This window comes from Magnetovibrio sp. PR-2 (assembly GCF_036689815.1).
In the GTDB taxonomy this organism is placed as follows: Bacteria; Pseudomonadota; Alphaproteobacteria; order Rhodospirillales; family Magnetovibrionaceae; genus Magnetovibrio.
The window spans coordinates 19385-36230 of record NZ_JBAHUR010000014.1; the positions used below are offsets into that span (position 1 = coordinate 19385).

At 55.1% G+C, this 16846-nt stretch carries 18 protein-coding genes; 10 read left to right on the top strand and 8 right to left on the bottom strand.

Features of this window, described 5'->3' with window-relative positions; translation table 11 throughout:
* Positions 1-82 precede the first annotated feature (82 nt).
* Positions 83-550: a DUF302 domain-containing protein gene (locus V5T82_RS14845; protein WP_332896445.1), complete on the bottom strand. Its 468-nt coding sequence runs from the start codon at positions 548-550 to the stop codon at positions 83-85.
* A gap of 111 nt (positions 551-661) precedes the next feature.
* Between V5T82_RS14845 and V5T82_RS14850 the strand changes: the two genes are divergently transcribed.
* Positions 662-1198, top strand: a complete 537-nt coding sequence (locus V5T82_RS14850) for a hypothetical protein (protein WP_332896446.1) — start codon at positions 662-664, stop codon at positions 1196-1198.
* A gap of 6 nt (positions 1199-1204) precedes the next feature.
* Here V5T82_RS14850 and rimO read toward each other — a convergent pair whose 3' ends face one another.
* Positions 1205-2533 carry a 30S ribosomal protein S12 methylthiotransferase RimO gene (rimO, locus tag V5T82_RS14855; protein WP_332896447.1) on the bottom strand — a complete coding sequence of 443 codons (1329 nt, stop codon included), beginning with the start codon at positions 2531-2533 and terminating at the stop codon, positions 1205-1207.
* A 171-nt stretch (positions 2534-2704) separates the two neighbouring features.
* Here rimO and V5T82_RS14860 point away from each other — a divergent pair, with 171 nt between their 5' ends.
* From V5T82_RS14860 to hisS, 4 genes are all read left to right on the top strand, one after another.
* Positions 2705-4000: an NCS2 family permease gene (locus V5T82_RS14860; protein WP_332896448.1), complete on the top strand. Its 1296-nt coding sequence runs from the start codon at positions 2705-2707 to the stop codon at positions 3998-4000.
* Between the two features lie 5 nt (positions 4001-4005).
* Positions 4006-4548, top strand: coding sequence for a phosphoribosyltransferase (locus V5T82_RS14865; protein ID WP_332896449.1), 543 nt, complete (start codon positions 4006-4008; stop codon positions 4546-4548).
* A gap of 42 nt (positions 4549-4590) precedes the next feature.
* Positions 4591-5112 (top strand): hypothetical protein, encoded by a 522-nt coding sequence (locus V5T82_RS14870; protein WP_332896450.1) that lies wholly within the window; start codon positions 4591-4593, stop codon positions 5110-5112.
* Positions 5113-5176: 64 nt separating this feature from the next.
* Positions 5177-6508, top strand: a complete 1332-nt coding sequence (gene hisS / locus V5T82_RS14875; protein ID WP_332896451.1) for a histidine--tRNA ligase — start codon at positions 5177-5179, stop codon at positions 6506-6508.
* Here the strand turns inward: hisS and V5T82_RS14880 are convergent.
* The 4 genes from V5T82_RS14880 to V5T82_RS14895 are packed head-to-tail and all read right to left on the bottom strand — an operon-like array spanning position 6505 to position 8872.
* Positions 6505-7392: a Dyp-type peroxidase gene (locus V5T82_RS14880; protein ID WP_332896452.1), complete on the bottom strand. Its 888-nt coding sequence runs from the start codon at positions 7390-7392 to the stop codon at positions 6505-6507. The genes hisS and V5T82_RS14880 overlap by 4 nt on opposite strands.
* A 13-nt stretch (positions 7393-7405) precedes the next feature.
* Positions 7406-8065 carry an FAD-binding oxidoreductase gene (locus V5T82_RS14885; protein WP_332896453.1) on the bottom strand — a complete coding sequence of 220 codons (660 nt, stop codon included), beginning with the start codon at positions 8063-8065 and terminating at the stop codon, positions 7406-7408.
* A 12-nt stretch (positions 8066-8077) separates the two neighbouring features.
* Entirely contained in the window at positions 8078-8683 is a 606-nt protein-coding gene (locus V5T82_RS14890; RefSeq protein ID WP_332896454.1) for a protease complex subunit PrcB family protein, read from the bottom strand.
* A gap of 15 nt (positions 8684-8698) precedes the next feature.
* Positions 8699-8872, bottom strand: a complete 174-nt coding sequence (locus tag V5T82_RS14895; protein ID WP_332896455.1) for a hypothetical protein — start codon at positions 8870-8872, stop codon at positions 8699-8701.
* 332 nt (positions 8873-9204) lie between these two features.
* Between V5T82_RS14895 and V5T82_RS14900 the strand changes: the two genes are divergently transcribed.
* The 3 genes from V5T82_RS14900 (at position 9205) to V5T82_RS14910 (ending at position 12617) form a co-directional block, all read left to right on the top strand.
* The gene (locus V5T82_RS14900; RefSeq protein WP_332896456.1) at positions 9205-9666 is read left to right on the top strand and encodes a helix-turn-helix domain-containing protein; all 462 of its coding nucleotides are present in this window, start codon (positions 9205-9207) and stop codon (positions 9664-9666) included.
* A gap of 126 nt (positions 9667-9792) precedes the next feature.
* Entirely contained in the window at positions 9793-11463 is a 1671-nt protein-coding gene (locus tag V5T82_RS14905) for a formate--tetrahydrofolate ligase (RefSeq protein ID WP_332896457.1), read from the top strand.
* A 287-nt stretch (positions 11464-11750) separates the two neighbouring features.
* Complete coding sequence (locus V5T82_RS14910) at positions 11751-12617, top strand: hypothetical protein (RefSeq protein WP_332896458.1); 867 nt, start codon at positions 11751-11753, stop codon at positions 12615-12617.
* 288 nt (positions 12618-12905) lie between these two features.
* Here V5T82_RS14910 and ald read toward each other — a convergent pair whose 3' ends face one another.
* Positions 12906-14018 (bottom strand): alanine dehydrogenase, encoded by a 1113-nt coding sequence (ald, locus tag V5T82_RS14915; protein WP_332896459.1) that lies wholly within the window; start codon positions 14016-14018, stop codon positions 12906-12908.
* 170 nt (positions 14019-14188) lie between these two features.
* Between ald and V5T82_RS14920 the strand changes: the two genes are divergently transcribed.
* Positions 14189-14785, top strand: a complete 597-nt coding sequence (locus V5T82_RS14920; protein WP_332896460.1) for a LexA family protein — start codon at positions 14189-14191, stop codon at positions 14783-14785.
* A 387-nt stretch (positions 14786-15172) separates the two neighbouring features.
* Entirely contained in the window at positions 15173-16483 is a 1311-nt protein-coding gene (locus V5T82_RS14925) for a Y-family DNA polymerase (RefSeq protein ID WP_332896461.1), read from the top strand.
* Between the two features lie 6 nt (positions 16484-16489).
* On the opposite strand, the gene fliN is transcribed toward V5T82_RS14925, so the two are convergent.
* Positions 16490-16759, bottom strand: coding sequence for a flagellar motor switch protein FliN (gene fliN / locus V5T82_RS14930; protein ID WP_332896462.1), 270 nt, complete (start codon positions 16757-16759; stop codon positions 16490-16492).
* Positions 16760-16846 lie beyond the last annotated feature (87 nt).

The following is a 16846-nucleotide window of genomic DNA, read 5'->3' on the forward strand; positions in this document are numbered from 1 at the left end:
TTAACGCATTGATCTTAAAATACGCTATGTCTGTTTATATGATGTATGGCGATTGTGTTGGGGGGCGTTGTCGTGGCAATTCTTACCAGCTGGCATCTTCGACAATGGAAGAAATCAGGGCTTGGATTTCTTCGACGGCTTGCTCGGACCCTGGTTTTCCCGTGGGGATTTTATAGGTGATGTGAACCTCACCTGGGTTCTCAGGTAAGGTGTAAACCCCGATGGTGAAGGGGCACAAAACGATGTTCGCGGGATCAATGCGGGCCAATTTTTGTGAGATGGCGGCAGAGCAGAATTCGTAAATCTCAGCTTTGTCGTACACGCCTTTCGTATAGCCAAAAGCAGGTCCGGTTCGGTTCAGCATATCGCTGGCGGGCAGGACGTGGGCAATGTTGATGCCTTTGCCAATGATGGCTTCCTTCACCGCAGAAGAGGTGTCCTCAAACGTGCCCTCAACCGTCGTCGAGACGATGGTCGTTTCACCGGCGTGGGCCATGGGAGAAACGACAAAAAGGGCGAGTGCTAAAATAATACATACGGATTTCGTCATGACGTTTCCCAGTCAAACCATGGATTGAATGCTCGAAGGTGCTACTATCTGTGCACATGTGATAGTGTAATTCCGCTTAGAGATCTTTAGCAACATTGCAAGGCCCCAAACATGGAACTCGCCCCCTTTACGCCCTACATGAGCAAGCCCACACCCGAAAGCCGTCAGGCGCTTTCGCGCCAGCTCATGAACCCGGCCGACGACTTGACCGACCAGATTATCCAAGGTCTGGTTGAGATCATCGCCATGGAAGGCCCGACATTGTCGCTGCGCGCGTTCACGCTGTACGCCAAAAAAGGCGGCTTGAGCAAACTGAGTGGGGAAGCGGTGCGCCGCTTCATGATAGCGTTGAAAAAGGGTGTCAAAGACAAAAAGATCCTCATGGAACTCGACACCAATACGCAAAACCCGCAAGCCCTGTTGTGGCTGCCTTCTATGAAGCGCGTCGTCCTGCGCGAATACGCCAACCGTGGGTTCGACGAGATTCCGGCATCGGAATTGGCAGAGGTCATGGTTGAAGTCGCGGCGGAAGTCGGCGAAGACAAGGCGAAGCTCTACGACGCCATGGCAAAATTCTATGGCCTCAACCATCTGCCCAAAAGTGCGCCAGCGCGTCTGGATGTTGTTTTCAAAGAATACCTGACCTGATGGCCGTTAGGGCTTTTGGGTGACTTCAGCCCACAAATCATACGCCCCCGATTTCGTGATGGTGGCTTCGACCATGTCGCCGGGTTTGAGGTCCGTTGCGCCATCCAAAAACACTTGGCCGTCAATCTCGGGGCTATCGGCGTATGAGCGTCCGACCGCGCCGTCTTCGGTGATGTCATCAATCAAGACCTCCATGGTCTGGCCGAGGCGATCCAAAAGTTTGCGCTCCGAAATCTCTTGGCTGAGCTCCATCACGCGTTCCCAGCGGCTGAGTTTGTCGTCCGCGTCCACGTGATCGGGCAGGTCGTTGGCTTGTGCACCTTCGACGTTTTCGTATTGGAAGCACCCAACCCGGTCCAGCTGGGCGTCTTCTAAGAAATCCAGCAGGGTTTCGACGTCTTCCTCGGTTTCGCCGGGGTAGCCGACGATGAAGGTCGAACGGATGGCGATGTCGGGGCAGATGGTGCGCCAGTCCTCAATGCGTTCTAAGACTTTTTCCGCATGCGCCGGGCGGGCCATGGATTTTAAGACGTTGGGGCTTGCGTGTTGGAAGGGGATGTCCAGATACGGCAAGATTTTACCGTCCGCCATCAGCTCAATCACGTTGTCCACGTTGGGATAGGGATAGACGTAGTGCAAACGCACCCACACGCCCAATTCGCCCAAAGCTTCGGCCAAGTTGAACATGTCCGCCGTCACACCGCGTCCGCGCCAATCGCTTTGGGCGTAACCCAGATCAAGGCCATAGGCGCTGGTGTCTTGGGAAATGACCAGCAGTTCTTTGACGCCGCTGTCAACCAGACGTTCAGCTTCCGCCAGGACGTCGCCCACCGGGCGGCTGACGAGCGGCCCGCGGATGTCGGGGATGATGCAGAATTTGCAGTGGTGATTGCAGCCTTCTGAAATTTTCAGATAGGAATAATGGCGCGGCGTCAGCTTCATGCCTTCGGGCCCGACCAAGTCCACAAACGGATCGTGCAGGGGCGGCACGGCGTCGTGCACGGCTTCGACCACCTGTTCGTATTGGTGTGGGCCGGTGACCGACAAAACATTGGGGGCGACTTCGCGAATGGCGTTTTCGTTGTTGCCCAAACACCCGGTCACAATCACGCGCCCGTTTTCGGCCATGGCTTCGCGGATGGCTTCCAGGCTTTCTTCGCGGGCACTGTCGATGAAGCCGCAGGTGTTGACCAAAACCACGTTGGCGTCTTCGTAAGCCTCCGTGATTTCATAGCCTTCGGCCCCCAGCTTGGTGAGGATGCGTTCCGAATCGACCAAGGCTTTGGGGCAACCCAGCGAGATGATTCCAACTTTTGGCGGCGTTTTCTGATCCATCAAGACTATATATGACCTCTGTTGAGGGCTGTAAATAGCCGCTTTTTTGGTTTTTGATTGACCGAAGCCGTGAATACGGGCGTAATTTTTCCTTCATCATAGTCCGAGTTGTGGTCCTGGGGGGATCCGGGCTGAAAAGATTTCGACATTGAGGGAAGGAGCGCCCCGAACATGCAATGGCTTGATGACTACTTTGGCGTAACCGCCAGGGGCAGCACAATTCGCACGGAAGTCCTGGCGGGTCTCGCCACGTTTTTGACCATGGCTTACATCATCGTCGTCAATCCGGCGATTTTGTCCGACGGCGGGCTTGATTTTGGGGCGGTTTTTGTCGCCACCATCATTGCCGCCATCGTCGGCACCACCATTATGGGGGCTTGGGCCAATTGGCCGGTGGCCTTGGCGCCCGGCATGGGGCTCAACGCCTTTTTCACCTACGGCATTGTGCTGGGCATGGGACAAACTTGGTCCGTGGCTTTGGGCGCCGTGTTCGTCAGTGGTGTGCTGTTCTTGATCCTTTCGCTGACGGGGTTGCGCGAATGGGTGATCAACTCAATTCCGAAATCCTTGAAGCTCGGCATTGGGGCGGGCATCGGCATGTTCTTGGCGATTATCGGCTTGAAAAACGCCGGGGTTGTTGTGGCCAACGATGCGACCTTGGTGGGCTTGGGTGATTTTGTCAGTTATCCGGTGCAGCTGTTCTTGCTGGGCTTTGTGATCATGACGGTGTTGGATCGTCTGCGGATTCCAGGCGGCATTGTCATTGGCATCATTGTTGTGTCTGTCATCGGCTGGGTCACGGGAACGTCCGATCTGGCGGGCATTGTCGGTCCGGTGCCAAGCCTTGAGCCCACCATGTTCAAGCTCGACATCACAGGCGCGCTAACGGCAGGCATGATCGGTGTGGTCTTTGCGTTGCTGTTTGTCGACTTTTTCGACACGGCCGGAACACTGACCTCGGTCGCCAACATTGCCGGAAAAATCGGTGAAGATGGCAAGATTGAAAACATCGGCAAAGCCGTGATCAGTGATTCCGTCGCCACCTGCGTCGGCGCGCTGTTCGGCACGTCCAACACCACGTCCTATATCGAAAGCGCTGCGGGCATCAAAGAAGGCGGGCGCACGGGGCTCACGGCCATTGTGGTCGCGATCTTCTTCTTGCTGTGCTTGGGCTTTGCGCCTCTGGCCAAAAGCATTCCGGCCTATGCGACGGGTGCGGCGTTGGTGTTTGTGGCCACGCACTTCATGCGCAACGTTTTGGACATCGATTGGGATGATGTGACGGAATACGCACCGGCTGTTCTGGCTGCGATTTTGATGCCGCTAACGTTCTCCATCGCCAACGGCATCGCCATCGGCTTTATCGTCTACGCCATCGCCAAAATCGCTTCGGGCCGCACGGCGGACGCCAATCCGGCGGTTTTGCTGGTCGCTGCTCTTGGTGCTGCGCACTATATCTTTGGGTAATGGAAATGACAGAGAAGTACTTCATTTCTGCCAATGAGCTTTTGGAAGATTCCTTCAAGCTCGGCCACCAGATTTTCGACGATGGGTTTCGGCCCGATTACATCGTCGGGATCTGGCGGGGTGGCACGCCGGTGGGCATCGCGGTGCAAGAGCTGTTGGAATATCGCGGTGCCCCGTCGGACCACATCTCCATTCGTACCTCCTCGTACACAGGCATCGAACAGCAATCGGATGACATCCGCGTGCACGGTTTGCACTACATCATCGAAAACGCCAATGCCGAAGACAGCATGCTGATCATCGACGATGTGTTTGACAGTGGACGCAGCATCGATGCGGTGATTAAGACCATTCACAAGCTGTCACGGGCCAACACGCCCAGCGTGATAAAGACCGCAACGGTGTACTACAAACCGACCAAGCGCAAAGTCGATATCACGCCCGATTACTATGTGCACGAAACGGACAAGTGGTTGGTGTTTCCCCACGAGCTTGACGGTTTGACGGACGCAGAAATCATGGCGAACAAACCAGCCGCAAAGGGCTAATCCCCCCGCTCAGAAGTGTGCTAAAATACGCACATGGGACAGATGCTGAGCTTGCTCAAGGAAGGAGACCGCCGCACCACGGGCCGTGTGATGGACGCCGTTCGTCTGGCCGTGGGCAAATCCGAATACGTGGATGAACTGGTGGACCTTCTGGCCCATTCCAACCCAGCCGTGCGCATGCGTGCGGCGGATGCGCTGGAAAAGTCCACGGTTCAGCATGCTGATTTGTTGGCAAAGCACAAAGACCACCTGTTGGAGGTGGCGGAAATCGCCACCCAAAACGAAATCCGTTGGCATTTGGCGCAAATTCTCACGCGCTTGGATTTGCACGCTGAAGAAATGACGGACTTGGCAGAGGTCTTCGGTCGCTGGTATCGCCGCGCCGACAGCCGCATCGTCAAGGCCTCCGCCCTCCAGGGGCTGGTTGATTTGGCGGTGCGCGATCAGATGTTTTTGGACGAAGCGTTGCAGATGGTGGACGAAGCCTTAAAAAGCCCCATCCCTGCGTTGAGTGCCCGGGCGAGAAAGCTCATTGGCACATTGCACCGGCTCAAAGCCGATTAACCCTTGATTGGCGCGCCCTTTGGGCTACAAATAGCGCCTCAATTTCAAAAGATGGACGAACATTATGAGCTCCAAAGGCGATAAAAAAAGCATCTACAAACCGCGCCCCATTTCCGGCTTCCTGGAATGGCTGCCTGAAGTGCGTCTGGTGGAGCAACGCTGGCTGGATGAAATCCGCGATGCGTTCGAAAGCTATGGGTTTAGCTCCATCGAAACCCCGTCCGTCGAAGAAGTCGAAGTTCTGGCTGCCAAAGGGGGCGACGCAGACAAAGAAATCTACGGCCTGCGCCGCTTGGCCGCCGAGCCGGGCGAAGAAGACGGTGGCCGTCTGGCCCTGCACTACGACCTGACCGTGCCCATGGCGCGTTATGTGGCCCAGCACTTCGGCGATTTGGTGTTCCCGTTCAAACGCTATCAGATGCAGCGCTGCTGGCGCGGCGAACGCCCCCAAGAAGGCCGCCTGCGTGAATTTTATCAGTGCGACATCGACGTCGTCGACATGGACGAAGTCTCGTTGCACTTCGATGCTGAAATTCCGGAAATGACCTTGGACGTCTTGCGCCGTTTGGACGTCGGGCCGGTGCACTTGCACATCAACAACCGCAAAATCTTGCAAGGCTTATACCAAGGCCTGGGCATCGAAGACGTGGTGAACGCCATTCGCATCGCCGACAAAATGGACAAAATCGGCCCCGAAGGTGTTCTTGACGGTTTGATTGAAGAATTGGGCCTCGCCGAAGACGTTGCGCAAAAGTGCGTCGATTTGGCTGAGATCAAAACCGACGACACCAGCTTCGCCGATCAAGTCCGTGCCTTTGGCATTGATAACGAACAGTTGGAAGCGGGCCTTGAAGAGCTCACGTTTGTGATGCTTGAACTGGCTCACCTGGAAAAAGGCACGGTGATCGCCGATATGTCCATCGCGCGCGGCTTTGATTACTACACCGGCACGGTTTACGAAGGCAAACTGGCGAACTACCCAGACTTCCCCACCGTATGTGCGGGCGGGCGGTACGACAACTTGGTGGGTTCGTATTCGCGTCAGAAATTGCCGGGCGTTGGGATTTCCATCGGCTTCTCGCGCATTTTCTCCAAGCTGGTCAAAGAAGGCCACATCGACATCGGCGCCAAGTGCCCGACCGACATCATGGTCGCGTGCTTGTCGGGAACGTCACGCACGGAACTGGGCAACACGGCACGGAAACTCAGGGACCGCGGCTACAAGGTCGAGATGTATCACGAAGCGAAATCCTTGAAGGCACAAATGAAATACGCCTCGCGCAAAGGCATCCCGTTTGTGTGGTTCCCAGCGAATGCTGAGCAGCCCAAACACGAAGTCAAAGACATGGAAACCGGCGAACAAACCACCGCCGATATCGAGAGCTGGATTCCTTAAACCAAGACAGCCTTTAAGCTTTCTTCACTGGGTGCAAACCAGTAGCTGCCCGTCTGCGGGGTTGAGAAGCTCAAAAGGTGGTCGGTGACGCCGCCGTGGTCCATGCCCCACATGCTGGCGAGCACGTTGTCAAAGCGGGACTGCTCGCAGCAAAAGGCTAAGAAATAGAGACCGTGTTCGCTGGCTGTCCCGTAGGGGAAGCTGCGGCGATACATTTTTTGGGCGATGCCGCCCACTTTTAAATCTGTGCGCGACACGTGGGAATCTTCGGGTTGGGCGTCGCCTTCGAGCTCGATGCTGTCGGGTTTGGTGCGGCCGATGACGCGTTCTTGATCCCCTACCTCCAGCGCATTGAACTTCGCTAAATCGTGTGCCCACTTTTGGGAAAAGACGATGGCACCGCCCGCGCCCGGTTCACCTTCGGGGACCAGGGCGGCTTCGCGTTTGGCCGCATCGTCTTTGGGGTTGGCGCTGCCGTCCACAAAGCCCGTCAAATCGCGGCTGTCGTGATAGACAAAGCCCGGCACGTCCAGTTCGCGGGCGGCCTCAGCGCTCAACACGGCATCGATGGCGAGCACAGCGTCCAAGACCTGATCGCGTTCTGGTGCATGGACCCAAACGAGAATGTCGCGCTGGGTGGCAGGGGCTTGAGCCTTGGGGCCGTTTAGCGGTTGAAAGTCTGTGAAGCCAGACGGCATATGGTCGCGTCCCATTTGCGCCCACAACTGTGGCCCGAAGGCAAAGACAGCCTCGGCGTCAGCTCTCTTGGCGGCGTTGATGGCGCGGGTTAAAGTCGTTGGCGAAAGGGAGCCGCTGACAGCGTATTCCAGCGCGTGAAGATAGCGGTGGCCTTCAACAAAAATTCCGTTTTGTGGTGTGCTCATATTTTTTGGGCCCTTATTGACTGGGGATGATTTTTCCGGGATTGAGAATGTTGTTGGGATCCAACGCGCGTTTGATCTCGACCATCATATCGACGGCGTTTTGGCCCAGCTCTTCTTGTAAGAATTTGGTCTTGCCCATGCCGATGCCATGCTCGCCCGTGCACGTCCCACCCAAAGCTAAGGCCTGGCGGACGATGGTCGCATTGATGTTTTGTGCTTCATCGGCTGCGGCACCGTCTTCGGGGTCGAACAGCAACAAGGTGTGGAAGTTGCCGTCACCCACGTGGCCCAAGATCAAACCTGTGATGGAGCTTGTGGACAAGGTCTCTTGCGTTTGATGAATGCAGGCGGCCAAGTTTGAAATCGGCACACACACATCGGTGGTGAGTGACGTGGCGTTGGGCACGATCTGCAGGCCTGCGTAATACATGTTGTGGCGGGCGGTCCACAGTTTGGTGCGCTCTTCGGGCTTTTGGGCCCATTGAAATTGTGAGGCGCCTAAGTCTTCTGAAATGGATTTAAGCGTTTCAACCTGTTCTTGAACGGCTGTATGTGAGCCTTCGCCTTTGCCGTGGGTTTCTAAAACGGTTTTGTTGTCCGATAGCCTTTCACCGAACAGCTGGTCCAGCTCGGCGCGAATGTCTGTAATCGGGGAAGGGGAGGTCGTATCCATCAGCTCAATTTCTCAGCGTGAAGGTGTTGCGGTCAACAGTCCGGTTAAATCTTGAATGCGCCCGTTGGCCCAGTCGTTTTTGCGTTTGAGGTCTTCGACTTGATAAGCCTGTTCGCTCAGCGTGCGCATCATGCGGTCGTATTCGTCGAAGGGAACTTCTTGTGTAGAGAAGTGTCCCCGGCTGAACACCACCGGGGCATCGGTGCGGGGGATGATGCTGATCACATAGGGGGTGTTGATAACTTGAGCATGCATTTGGCGCACATCGGGCGGGATTTCGATGTAGGTGACCTCAACCGTCCAGTCGGTGCGCCGGATTTCAGAAATCTTCGCATGAGTTCCGGCAGAATTGTGCGTGCCCAAAAACACAGCGATGATCATATCGCGGTTGAAATCGATGTCTGCATCCCAGCTCAATTTTCTTTTGTGGGTGAATTCACGCCACTCGTGACCTGTGCGGATCACGTACACCCCCGGGGTGCCAGGCGTGTTCAGTCGCCCTTCAACCGTTTTTGTGGGCTGAAGGGTTTGGGAGGTGTTGGTGGGCCCTGCGGCCAAAGAGGTTGTCGCGCAAGCCAGAACAAACACACTGAGAAGTGCCGAAATCAATCGCAACAAGACCAGGTTCCCCCCTCAATTTGGGTCGTCGCGCAGCCACCGCCGGATGACGCGTACACTTTTGTTTGGATGATCTTTGACGATGGTAGCAATCTTTTCCTTCAGCTCCAATTCTCGCTTTAGGCGTGTAGGATGGCGTTCCAACACGTTGGACAACTTCTCGCTATTGAGTTTAGGAGGCTCGATCATAAATATGTATGTTTGCGTTTGGGTGATATCGTCCTTTTCACCATCATGCAGCTTTCTAGCTTGGAGTCCAAGCGGTTGGTTCTGTTGTTTGAGAAAAAGGGCCTTTTGGCTTGTTTTGAAAGGAGTTGAGGGGGGCAGAATCTTCCGATGTTACAATCTAGTTGCATCATCTACAGGAAATGCATGTCGAAAAATCTGATAATTCAAGCAATAAAGGGTTGTAATTGTTGAGGGTTTGAACGGGGCGTATTTTTTTGAGGACAAACAGTTGGATTCACCCCTATGATTGCAAATGTTAAAGGGTACTTGTTAATCATGGAAGGTTCTTAAAAATGAGTGCAGTCGCAAACAAAAAAGCAGCTCCGCGTAAAACTAAAGATGGACCGACACCCATTGATGCGCATGTGGGAGGTCGTATTCGTGCTCGTCGCGGTCTCTTGGGCATGAGCCAAAAAGACCTGGGACAAAAAGTAGGTTTGACGTTTCAGCAAATTCAAAAATACGAACGTGGCGCCAACCGTATCGGTTCTGGCCGCTTGTTTGAGTTCAGCCGTATTCTGGGTGTTCCCATTTCTTATTTCTTCGACGAAATGAGCACCGAGCTCAAAGCTTACGCAGAAAAAGGTGCCAAAAAAGGCAAAGCGATTCCTGCGAACGCTCCAGATGCTGAAATTCTGGACCGTCGCGAAACTTTGGAATTGGTGCGCACCTTCTATCAAATCGAAGACACCGTTGTGCGTCAGCGCTTCTTGGATTTGATGCGTGAAGCCGCACGCGTCTGCCGCAAAGCTTAAATAACGCTTCGCGTTTCTAACGATTTGAAGGCCGCTGGGGGAAATCCCGGCGGCCTTTGTCGTTTGCACTTGGGGCTCATTCGCGGTTTAATTTTGAGGTGTTAGGCCTGAGAAAAAGGACGCGCCATGAACGACCTGGATATCGCCCGCAAAGCCCAGCCGAAGCCCATCGAAGATATCGCGGCCAAGCTTTCCATCCCCGATGACGCATTGCTGCGCTATGGGCGTGACAAAGCCAAAATCGATTTGGACTGGGTTGCCCAGACCAACGGCCAACAAGACGGGCGTTTGGTGTTGGTCACGGCCATCACGCCAACGCCTGCGGGGGAGGGGAAAACCACCACCACCGTGGGGCTTGGCGATGCGTTGTCCAGGCTCGGCCACAATACAGCCATTTGCCTGCGCGAGCCCAGCCTTGGTCCATGCTTTGGCATGAAGGGCGGTGCGGCTGGTGGCGGCTATGCCCAAGTCATTCCCATGGAAGACATCAACCTGCACTTCACCGGGGATTTTCACGCCATCGCGGCCGCCAACAACTTGCTGGCCGCAATGATCGACAATGCGGTGTATTGGCGTAAAGACTTGGGGCTGGATAACCGCCGCATCAGTTGGCGGCGATCGGTGGACATGAACGACCGCTCGCTGCGCCAAATGGTCACCAGTTTGGGCGGTGTGCCCAACGGGGCCCCGCGTGAAGGTGGCTTTGACATTACGGCGGCGTCGGAAATCATGGCGATCTTGTGTTTGGCGACGGATTTGGCCGATTTACAGCGCAGGCTCGGCAACATCATCATCGGCCAGGATATGGAACAGCGCCGTTTTGTGCGAGCGTCCGAAATCAATGCCCAAGGGGCCATGACGGCGCTTTTGAAAGACGCGCTGAAGCCCAACCTAGTGCAAACTTTGGAAGGCACACCTGCGTTTGTGCACGGCGGCCCGTTCGCCAACATTGCGCACGGGTGCAATTCTTTGATGGCGACCAAGACGGCACTGAAGTGTGCCGACTTCGTGGTGACGGAGGCCGGCTTTGGCGCGGACTTAGGGGCAGAGAAGTTTTTTGACATCAAATGCCGCAAAGGAAACCTCAGTCCCGATGCCGTGGTCTTGGTGGCGACGTTGCGCGCGCTGAAGATGCAAGGCGGCGCGAAAAAGGGTGCGTATGCCCAGCCCAATGAAGAGGCCTTGCTGAAAGGCTTTGAGAACCTATCGCGTCACGTGGAAAACCTGCAACACTTTGGCGTGCCCTTAGTCGTGGCGCTCAATCAGTTTGCAGAGGACGCGGACGACGAAATCGATCTGCTGCGCCAGCACTGTGCGGAGCTGAGCGTCGGGGCGGTCGCGTGCACCCACCACGCCGACGGCGGCGCGGGGGCGGAGGCTTTAGCCAAAAGTGTTGCGGAGTTGGCGGGGTCGGATACGTCTGAGTTTCGCACCATCTATCCCGACAACATGCCGCTGTGGGACAAAACCCGCACCATCGCGCGCATGATGTACGGTGCACAAGGCGTCATCGCGGACAAAAAAATCCGCGCCAAATTCAAGATGTTTCAAGACGACGGCTTTGGCGATTTGCCCGTGTGCATCGCCAAAACCCAATACAGCTTTTCCACCGACCCAGACCTTTTGGGCGCGCCCTCCAATCACGTGGTGCCCGTGCGCGATGTGCGTTTGTCGGCGGGGGCGGAGTTCGTCGTGGTCATCTGCGGCGACATCATGACCATGCCCGGCCTGCCCAAACGCCCGTCAGCGGAAGACATCCAGGTCAATGCGGATGGGGAGATTGAGGGGTTGTTTTAATGCATCTATATGTTGTGAGATTCGAGGGCTGTCCAAAGGCAGGCCAAACCGGGTTTTAGTCCAAAAACATCAAAATATTCGTCCCGCGCATGTTATTTACCCTTTGCTACCCTCTGTAAGAACTGACTTTTTCAGTTGAATATCAATTAAGGCAAGTTGAGTTGTCTTAATTGACTTTTTTGAGTAGGGGGCTCGGAGTTTTGTTGTGAGGTGTTGGTGTTTTTTTTAAGTACATCCTATAGTAGTTTTTTCTTAATGACTGGTGGGCTTTCAGAGGGTGTTGAAAAATGGTTGGTAAGAAAGATGGTGGGTGGGCTGCTGTTTCAGCAGTAATTACACATGGAACCGCAAAACAGGTGTTGAGGCCTCGTGTGGTGCCTACAGGAAAACAAGAAAAAGAAATTTTTTGGGCAGAGCAACTACTAAAGAAACTTTGCCCAGAAAAAACATCCTATGAAATACGCGTAAACGATGATGATTCTCATGGGCAATCAGATGCCATTGTGAGGATTCGAGACCATGAGATCGGTATTCAAGTAACAGAACTTACGTCGCAGAATGTGAAACGCCTACAAGCTATCAAGGCAGGATTTATCTCAGGGGTTTACTGTTATTTGCAAAAAAATGATCTTAAAGCAGATACTCCAACACTTCTGAACTGTCATTTTAACTTGTCTCAATCTGAATTTTCGATCTTTACCCCTGGTAAGGCTGATACATTTGTTGAGGGTGTTTTAAAGCAGGCTCTAAATGACGATCTCAGCTTTAATGAGATTGGACCCGTTAAATTGTCTAAAGTGGGCATTGGATCGGCCCCGTCTTATGTGGGGGCGGTCAACAATATTTCTGTCAGTGTTGATTTTGATAATTTGCCAATTTCAGAAGAATTAGACCGAGAGCTCATAGACGGCATTGTCGAGAAAAAGGCGAGCTCAAAGTCTGAAGTTTTGCTGGTATGGAGTGTTGAATTTTGGCGGCGTAAAAAAACATGGGACGAAGCGATTCTTGAATATATGAAAGAACGTTTTAAAACGACGGACTTCGAGTATGTCTATTTTATTGAAAGCATGGATATCGATGGGCCTTTTGAGGTTAATTTGCATGCATCTCAATTATCCGAAAAATCTTTGGATCAAGTTATCTGTAGAAGATAATGGCATCAGATAGAAATCTCTTTTGTCTTCTCTGCATTAATGAAGCTGGGGGCACTTCTAAGCGGAAAGAGAAGGCGATAGCTAAATTGTTTCTGGTTCATGCGTTCTGGATTTCTTCGCTTCGCTCGCAATGATGAATAATGACTGTCATGCGCGGGCTTGACCCGCGTATCCACGTCTGACCCCCCAGAGTTTGTGGTGGGCAAAGACGTGGATGGCCGGATCAAAGTCCGGCCATGACACATTTACTTTTGTCACGAACTTCGAAATTGAGTTGATGCCGGGTGGTTAGAGAACGATGTCAGCTGCGACGTAATCCACCCCCTGCGCCACCGCCACCGCTTCACACGTCACCTGCCCAGCCATAACATTCAAACCGTTCCTCAAGTGTTCATCATCGCGCATGGCTTGCTCCGCCCCCTTGTCCGCAATGTTCAGGATGAAGGGCAGGGTGGCGTTGTTGAGGGCATAGGTTGACGTGTGCGGAACCGCGCCGGGCATATTGGTGACACAATAATGCACCACGTCGTGCAGCACATACGTGGGCTCCGCGTGGGTGGTGCCGTGGGACGTTTCGAAACAGCCGCCTTGGTCAATAGCGACATCGACGACGACCGAGCCTGGGCGCATGGCTTTGATCATGGCCTCAGATACCAGCTTCGGTGCCGCCGCACCGGGGATCAACACACCGCCCACCACCACGTCGGCGCTGAGCACGTGCTCTTCCAAGGTTTCGCGATTGGAATAGAGCGTTTTGATGCGCGCGCCAAACCGCGCGTTGAGGGCACGTAAGGTTTCGTTGTTTTTGTCCAAGACCACGACCTCCGCACCCGTGCCGATGGCCATGAGAACCGCGTTGGCACCGACCGTGCCGCCGCCGATGACCGTGACTTTGGCTGGCGCAACCCCAGGCACGCCGCCCAAGAGCACACCGCGCCCGCCCGCTGCGCGCTCCAAAGCATGGGCGGCGACTTGGATGGACATGCGGCCCGCCACCTCACTCATGGGGTGGAGCAGGGGCAAATCGCCGCTGGGTGCGGTGACGGTTTCGTAAGCGATGCACGTTGCGCCACTGGTGATCAGGTCGTTGGTTTGCTCAATGTCGGGGGCCAAGTGCAGATAGGTGAACAGGGTTTGCTCAGCGCTCAACTGTTTGCGCTCGACCGCCTGGGGTTCTTTGACTTTGACGATTAGCTCCGCTTTGTCCCAGACTGTGGCCGCGTTGGGCGCAATGTCGGCGCCCGCGTCCACGTAGTTTTGATCCGATGCGCCAACGCCGAGCCCGGCGTGGGTTTCGATCAAGACGCGGTGGCCCAAGTGTAGGGCTTCGCGCACGCTGGCGGGCGTCATGCCGACGCGGAACTCGCCCATTTTGATTTCTTTGGGGACGCCGATGAGCATGGATGTCTCTCCCAAATGTCACGGATTGCCTCTTTTAAGTATGAACTCATGTGGGGTGGTTTCAAGGACTACCGACCAAAATCCGACAACTTTGGGTCTGTCTTGCGCTTGTCAAATGTTCATGTTATGTTCTTTTTTATCGGAGCAAATCGGTTCAGAGGAAAAGTGTCATGTTATCCCATCTTTTTGGTCCCAATACGTCTCGTGCGCGCCGGGCCTATGCGCCCTCGACCTGCGGCTCAGAACGTGGCCCCAACGTCAGCTTGCAAGAGGAGCCCATGGTGGCCCCCGCAGGCGGTGAGGGGGCGCGCTGGGTGTCTTTGGGCGACGGTCAGGTGTGGCAAACCAACACGCGGACCAAGCGTGACTTGCCCATTGTCGCAAGCCCCGTACATGCGGGCTTCCCGTCCCCGGCGGAGGATTACATCGAAGGCTCGTTGGATCTGAACCGCCATTTGGTGCGCCACCCCGCAGCGACGTTCATCGTGCGGGTGCAAGGGGAATCCATGACGGGCGCAGGTATATATCCGGGCGACTTGTTGGTGGTGGATCGCAGTCTTGAGCCCCGGGACGGTCATGTGGTCATTGCCGTGGTGGACGGCGACTTGACGGTGAAGCGCCTGAAGGGCCGTCCAGGCCTTTGGCATTTGGAGGCCGAGCATCCGGATTTCCCCACCATCCCCATGCCCACAGGCGAAGATGGGGACGGGGAGACCTCTGCCATTTGGGGCGTGGTCACCAATGCGGTACGAGACTTGGTGGCGTGAGGAAAAGGTTCTGACGTGTGTATTGAGCAGATGCCCCCCTCACCCCGACCCTCTCCCCCCTATGGGTGGAGAGGGGGATATGGCTGGGGTGCGAACAAAGACCCTCTCCCAGCGGGAGAGGGAGGGACCCGACGTGTTAACGGCGGGAGGGTGAGGGAGAGTTGGATATGACAAAGCTCTTCGCCTTAATCGACTGCAACAACTTCTATGCGTCCTGTGCCTTAGCGAAGCGGCGTAGCCGCGTGCGTTTTTTTATGCGTGAGCAGGGGAACAGGCCATGACCAAGCTGTTTGCCCTCATTGACTGCAACAACTTCTATGCGTCCTGTGCCTTAGCGAAGCGGCGTAGCCGCGTGCGTTTTTTTATGCGTGAGCAGGGGAACAGGCCATGACCAAGCTGTTTGCCCTCATTGACTGCAACAACTTCTATGCGTCCTGCGAACGCGTATTTCGCCCCGACCTGGAAGGCAAACCCGTGGCCGTGCTGTCCAACAACGACGGCTGCGTGGTGGCGCGTTCGGCGGAGATCAAAACCATCGGCATTCCCATGGGGGCGCCGTATTTTAAAGTGCGCCGGGTTTTAGACGACCACAAGGCGTTCGTGTTTTCGTCGAACTATGAGCTTTACGGCGATATGTCGTCGCGTGTCATGTCGGTGCTCAGCCGCTTTAGCCCAGACGTGGAAATCTATTCCATCGATGAAGCGTTTTTGGGTCTCGACGGGTTCGAAGATTGGGACTTGGAAACGTATGCCCGCGAACTGCGCGAAAAGGTGAAAAAATGGACCGGCATTCCCGTGTCCGTCGGCATCGCACCCACCAAGACGCTGGCCAAGATTGCCGCCGAGCGGGTGAAGAAGGACAAACTGCCCGGCGGCGTCAATGTCTTGCGCACCCGCGATACGATTGTAGACGCACTGGCCAATACGCCCGTGGGCGACATTTGGGGTGTCGGGCGGCGCTGGGGCAAGCGCTTCCCGTCGTTGGGGGTATACACGGCACTCGATTTCGCCAACCAGTCCGAACACTGGGTGCGCAAAAAAATGGGTGTGACCGGCGCACGCACGCAGCTGGAGCTGCAAGGCCAGGTGTGTTTCGATATCGACAATCAACCGACGGACAGAAAATCGTGTGTGTCGTCCCGGTCGTTCGCCAAAACGGTGGAGGATTTGGATCAGTTGAAAGACGCGGTGGCGACTTTTGCAGCGCGCGCGGGTGAACGCTTGCGCCAAGGCGGTTTGGTGGCGGCGCAACTGAACGCGTTTGCGGTCACCGACAGGCACAACCCCCACGCCGCCCAATATCACGCCAGCGCGACAGTGGCGCTGCCCAATCCGTCGAACCTGACACTCGATTTGACCCGGGCGGCGTTGCAGGCCTTTGTGAAGGCTTACCGTCCGGGCTTTCGTTATAAAAAAGCGGGGGTGATGTTGCTCGAGCTCGCACCTGCAGGGGAAATGCAGCCGACTTTGTTTGCGCGCTCAGAAATGGATCAGGAAAAGGCCCTGCGCCTGCAAGATGCGCTGGACCATCTGAACGGCGCGCAAAGGGGTGGGCGCGATCTGGTGCGCGTCGGCGCGGGCGGCATTGAGCCTGAAACCAAAACTGGGGCGAAAAAAGGCTGGCATTTGCGCCGCAATTACAAATCGCCGCGCTACACCACCCAGTGGAGCGAGCTGGCAACCGTTCAAGCTTGTTAAATGGAATTAGCGACCAACATTGGTCTTGTAGATCTTGGTCATGGTGATGGCCAGGTGATCTTCGACCACGACCACTTCGCCGCGTGCGATCAGGTTGCCATTGGCTTTGATTTCAATGTCTTCGCCGACGGTGCGTTCCAGTTGCACCACAGCGCCACGACCCATCTTCAACAGCTGGCTTACCTTCATATTGGTGGTGCCCAAAACTGCTGTGACTTCGAGAGGCACATCTAAAAGTGCCTTATCTTCGTCTTCTTCGTTGATGCCGTCTGCCATAGTCCGCGAACCTGCGAATCGTTTCCAAGAGCCTCAGTATAGCTCCAGAAGTCTTAAACGACCATGAATCGGGTGAAAGAGGTGGTT

Bases quoted from the DNA above. Each gene is read 5' to 3' on its own strand.
- V5T82_RS14850 (WP_332896446.1), top strand. From the start codon at position 662: ATGGAACTCGCCCCCTTTACGCCCTACATGAGCAAGCCCACACCCGAA.
- V5T82_RS14845 (WP_332896445.1), bottom strand. From the start codon at position 550: ATGACGAAATCCGTATGTATTATTTTAGCACTCGCCCTTTTTGTCGTT.
- V5T82_RS14910 (WP_332896458.1), top strand. From the start codon at position 11,751: ATGGTTGGTAAGAAAGATGGTGGGTGGGCTGCTGTTTCAGCAGTAATT.
- V5T82_RS14905 (WP_332896457.1), top strand. From the start codon at position 9,793: ATGAACGACCTGGATATCGCCCGCAAAGCCCAGCCGAAGCCCATCGAA.
- V5T82_RS14925 (WP_332896461.1), top strand. From the start codon at position 15,173: ATGACCAAGCTGTTTGCCCTCATTGACTGCAACAACTTCTATGCGTCC.
- V5T82_RS14870 (WP_332896450.1), top strand. From the start codon at position 4,591: ATGCTGAGCTTGCTCAAGGAAGGAGACCGCCGCACCACGGGCCGTGTG.
- ald (WP_332896459.1), bottom strand. From the start codon at position 14,018: ATGCTCATCGGCGTCCCCAAAGAAATCAAAATGGGCGAGTTCCGCGTC.
- V5T82_RS14895 (WP_332896455.1), bottom strand. From the start codon at position 8,872: ATGATCGAGCCTCCTAAACTCAATAGCGAGAAGTTGTCCAACGTGTTG.
- hisS (WP_332896451.1), top strand. From the start codon at position 5,177: ATGAGCTCCAAAGGCGATAAAAAAAGCATCTACAAACCGCGCCCCATT.
- V5T82_RS14920 (WP_332896460.1), top strand. From the start codon at position 14,189: ATGTTATCCCATCTTTTTGGTCCCAATACGTCTCGTGCGCGCCGGGCC.
- V5T82_RS14900 (WP_332896456.1), top strand. From the start codon at position 9,205: ATGAGTGCAGTCGCAAACAAAAAAGCAGCTCCGCGTAAAACTAAAGAT.
- V5T82_RS14880 (WP_332896452.1), bottom strand. From the start codon at position 7,392: ATGAGCACACCACAAAACGGAATTTTTGTTGAAGGCCACCGCTATCTT.
- rimO (WP_332896447.1), bottom strand. From the start codon at position 2,533: ATGGATCAGAAAACGCCGCCAAAAGTTGGAATCATCTCGCTGGGTTGC.
- V5T82_RS14885 (WP_332896453.1), bottom strand. From the start codon at position 8,065: ATGGATACGACCTCCCCTTCCCCGATTACAGACATTCGCGCCGAGCTG.
- V5T82_RS14860 (WP_332896448.1), top strand. From the start codon at position 2,705: ATGCAATGGCTTGATGACTACTTTGGCGTAACCGCCAGGGGCAGCACA.
- fliN (WP_332896462.1), bottom strand. From the start codon at position 16,759: ATGGCAGACGGCATCAACGAAGAAGACGAAGATAAGGCACTTTTAGAT.
- V5T82_RS14865 (WP_332896449.1), top strand. From the start codon at position 4,006: ATGACAGAGAAGTACTTCATTTCTGCCAATGAGCTTTTGGAAGATTCC.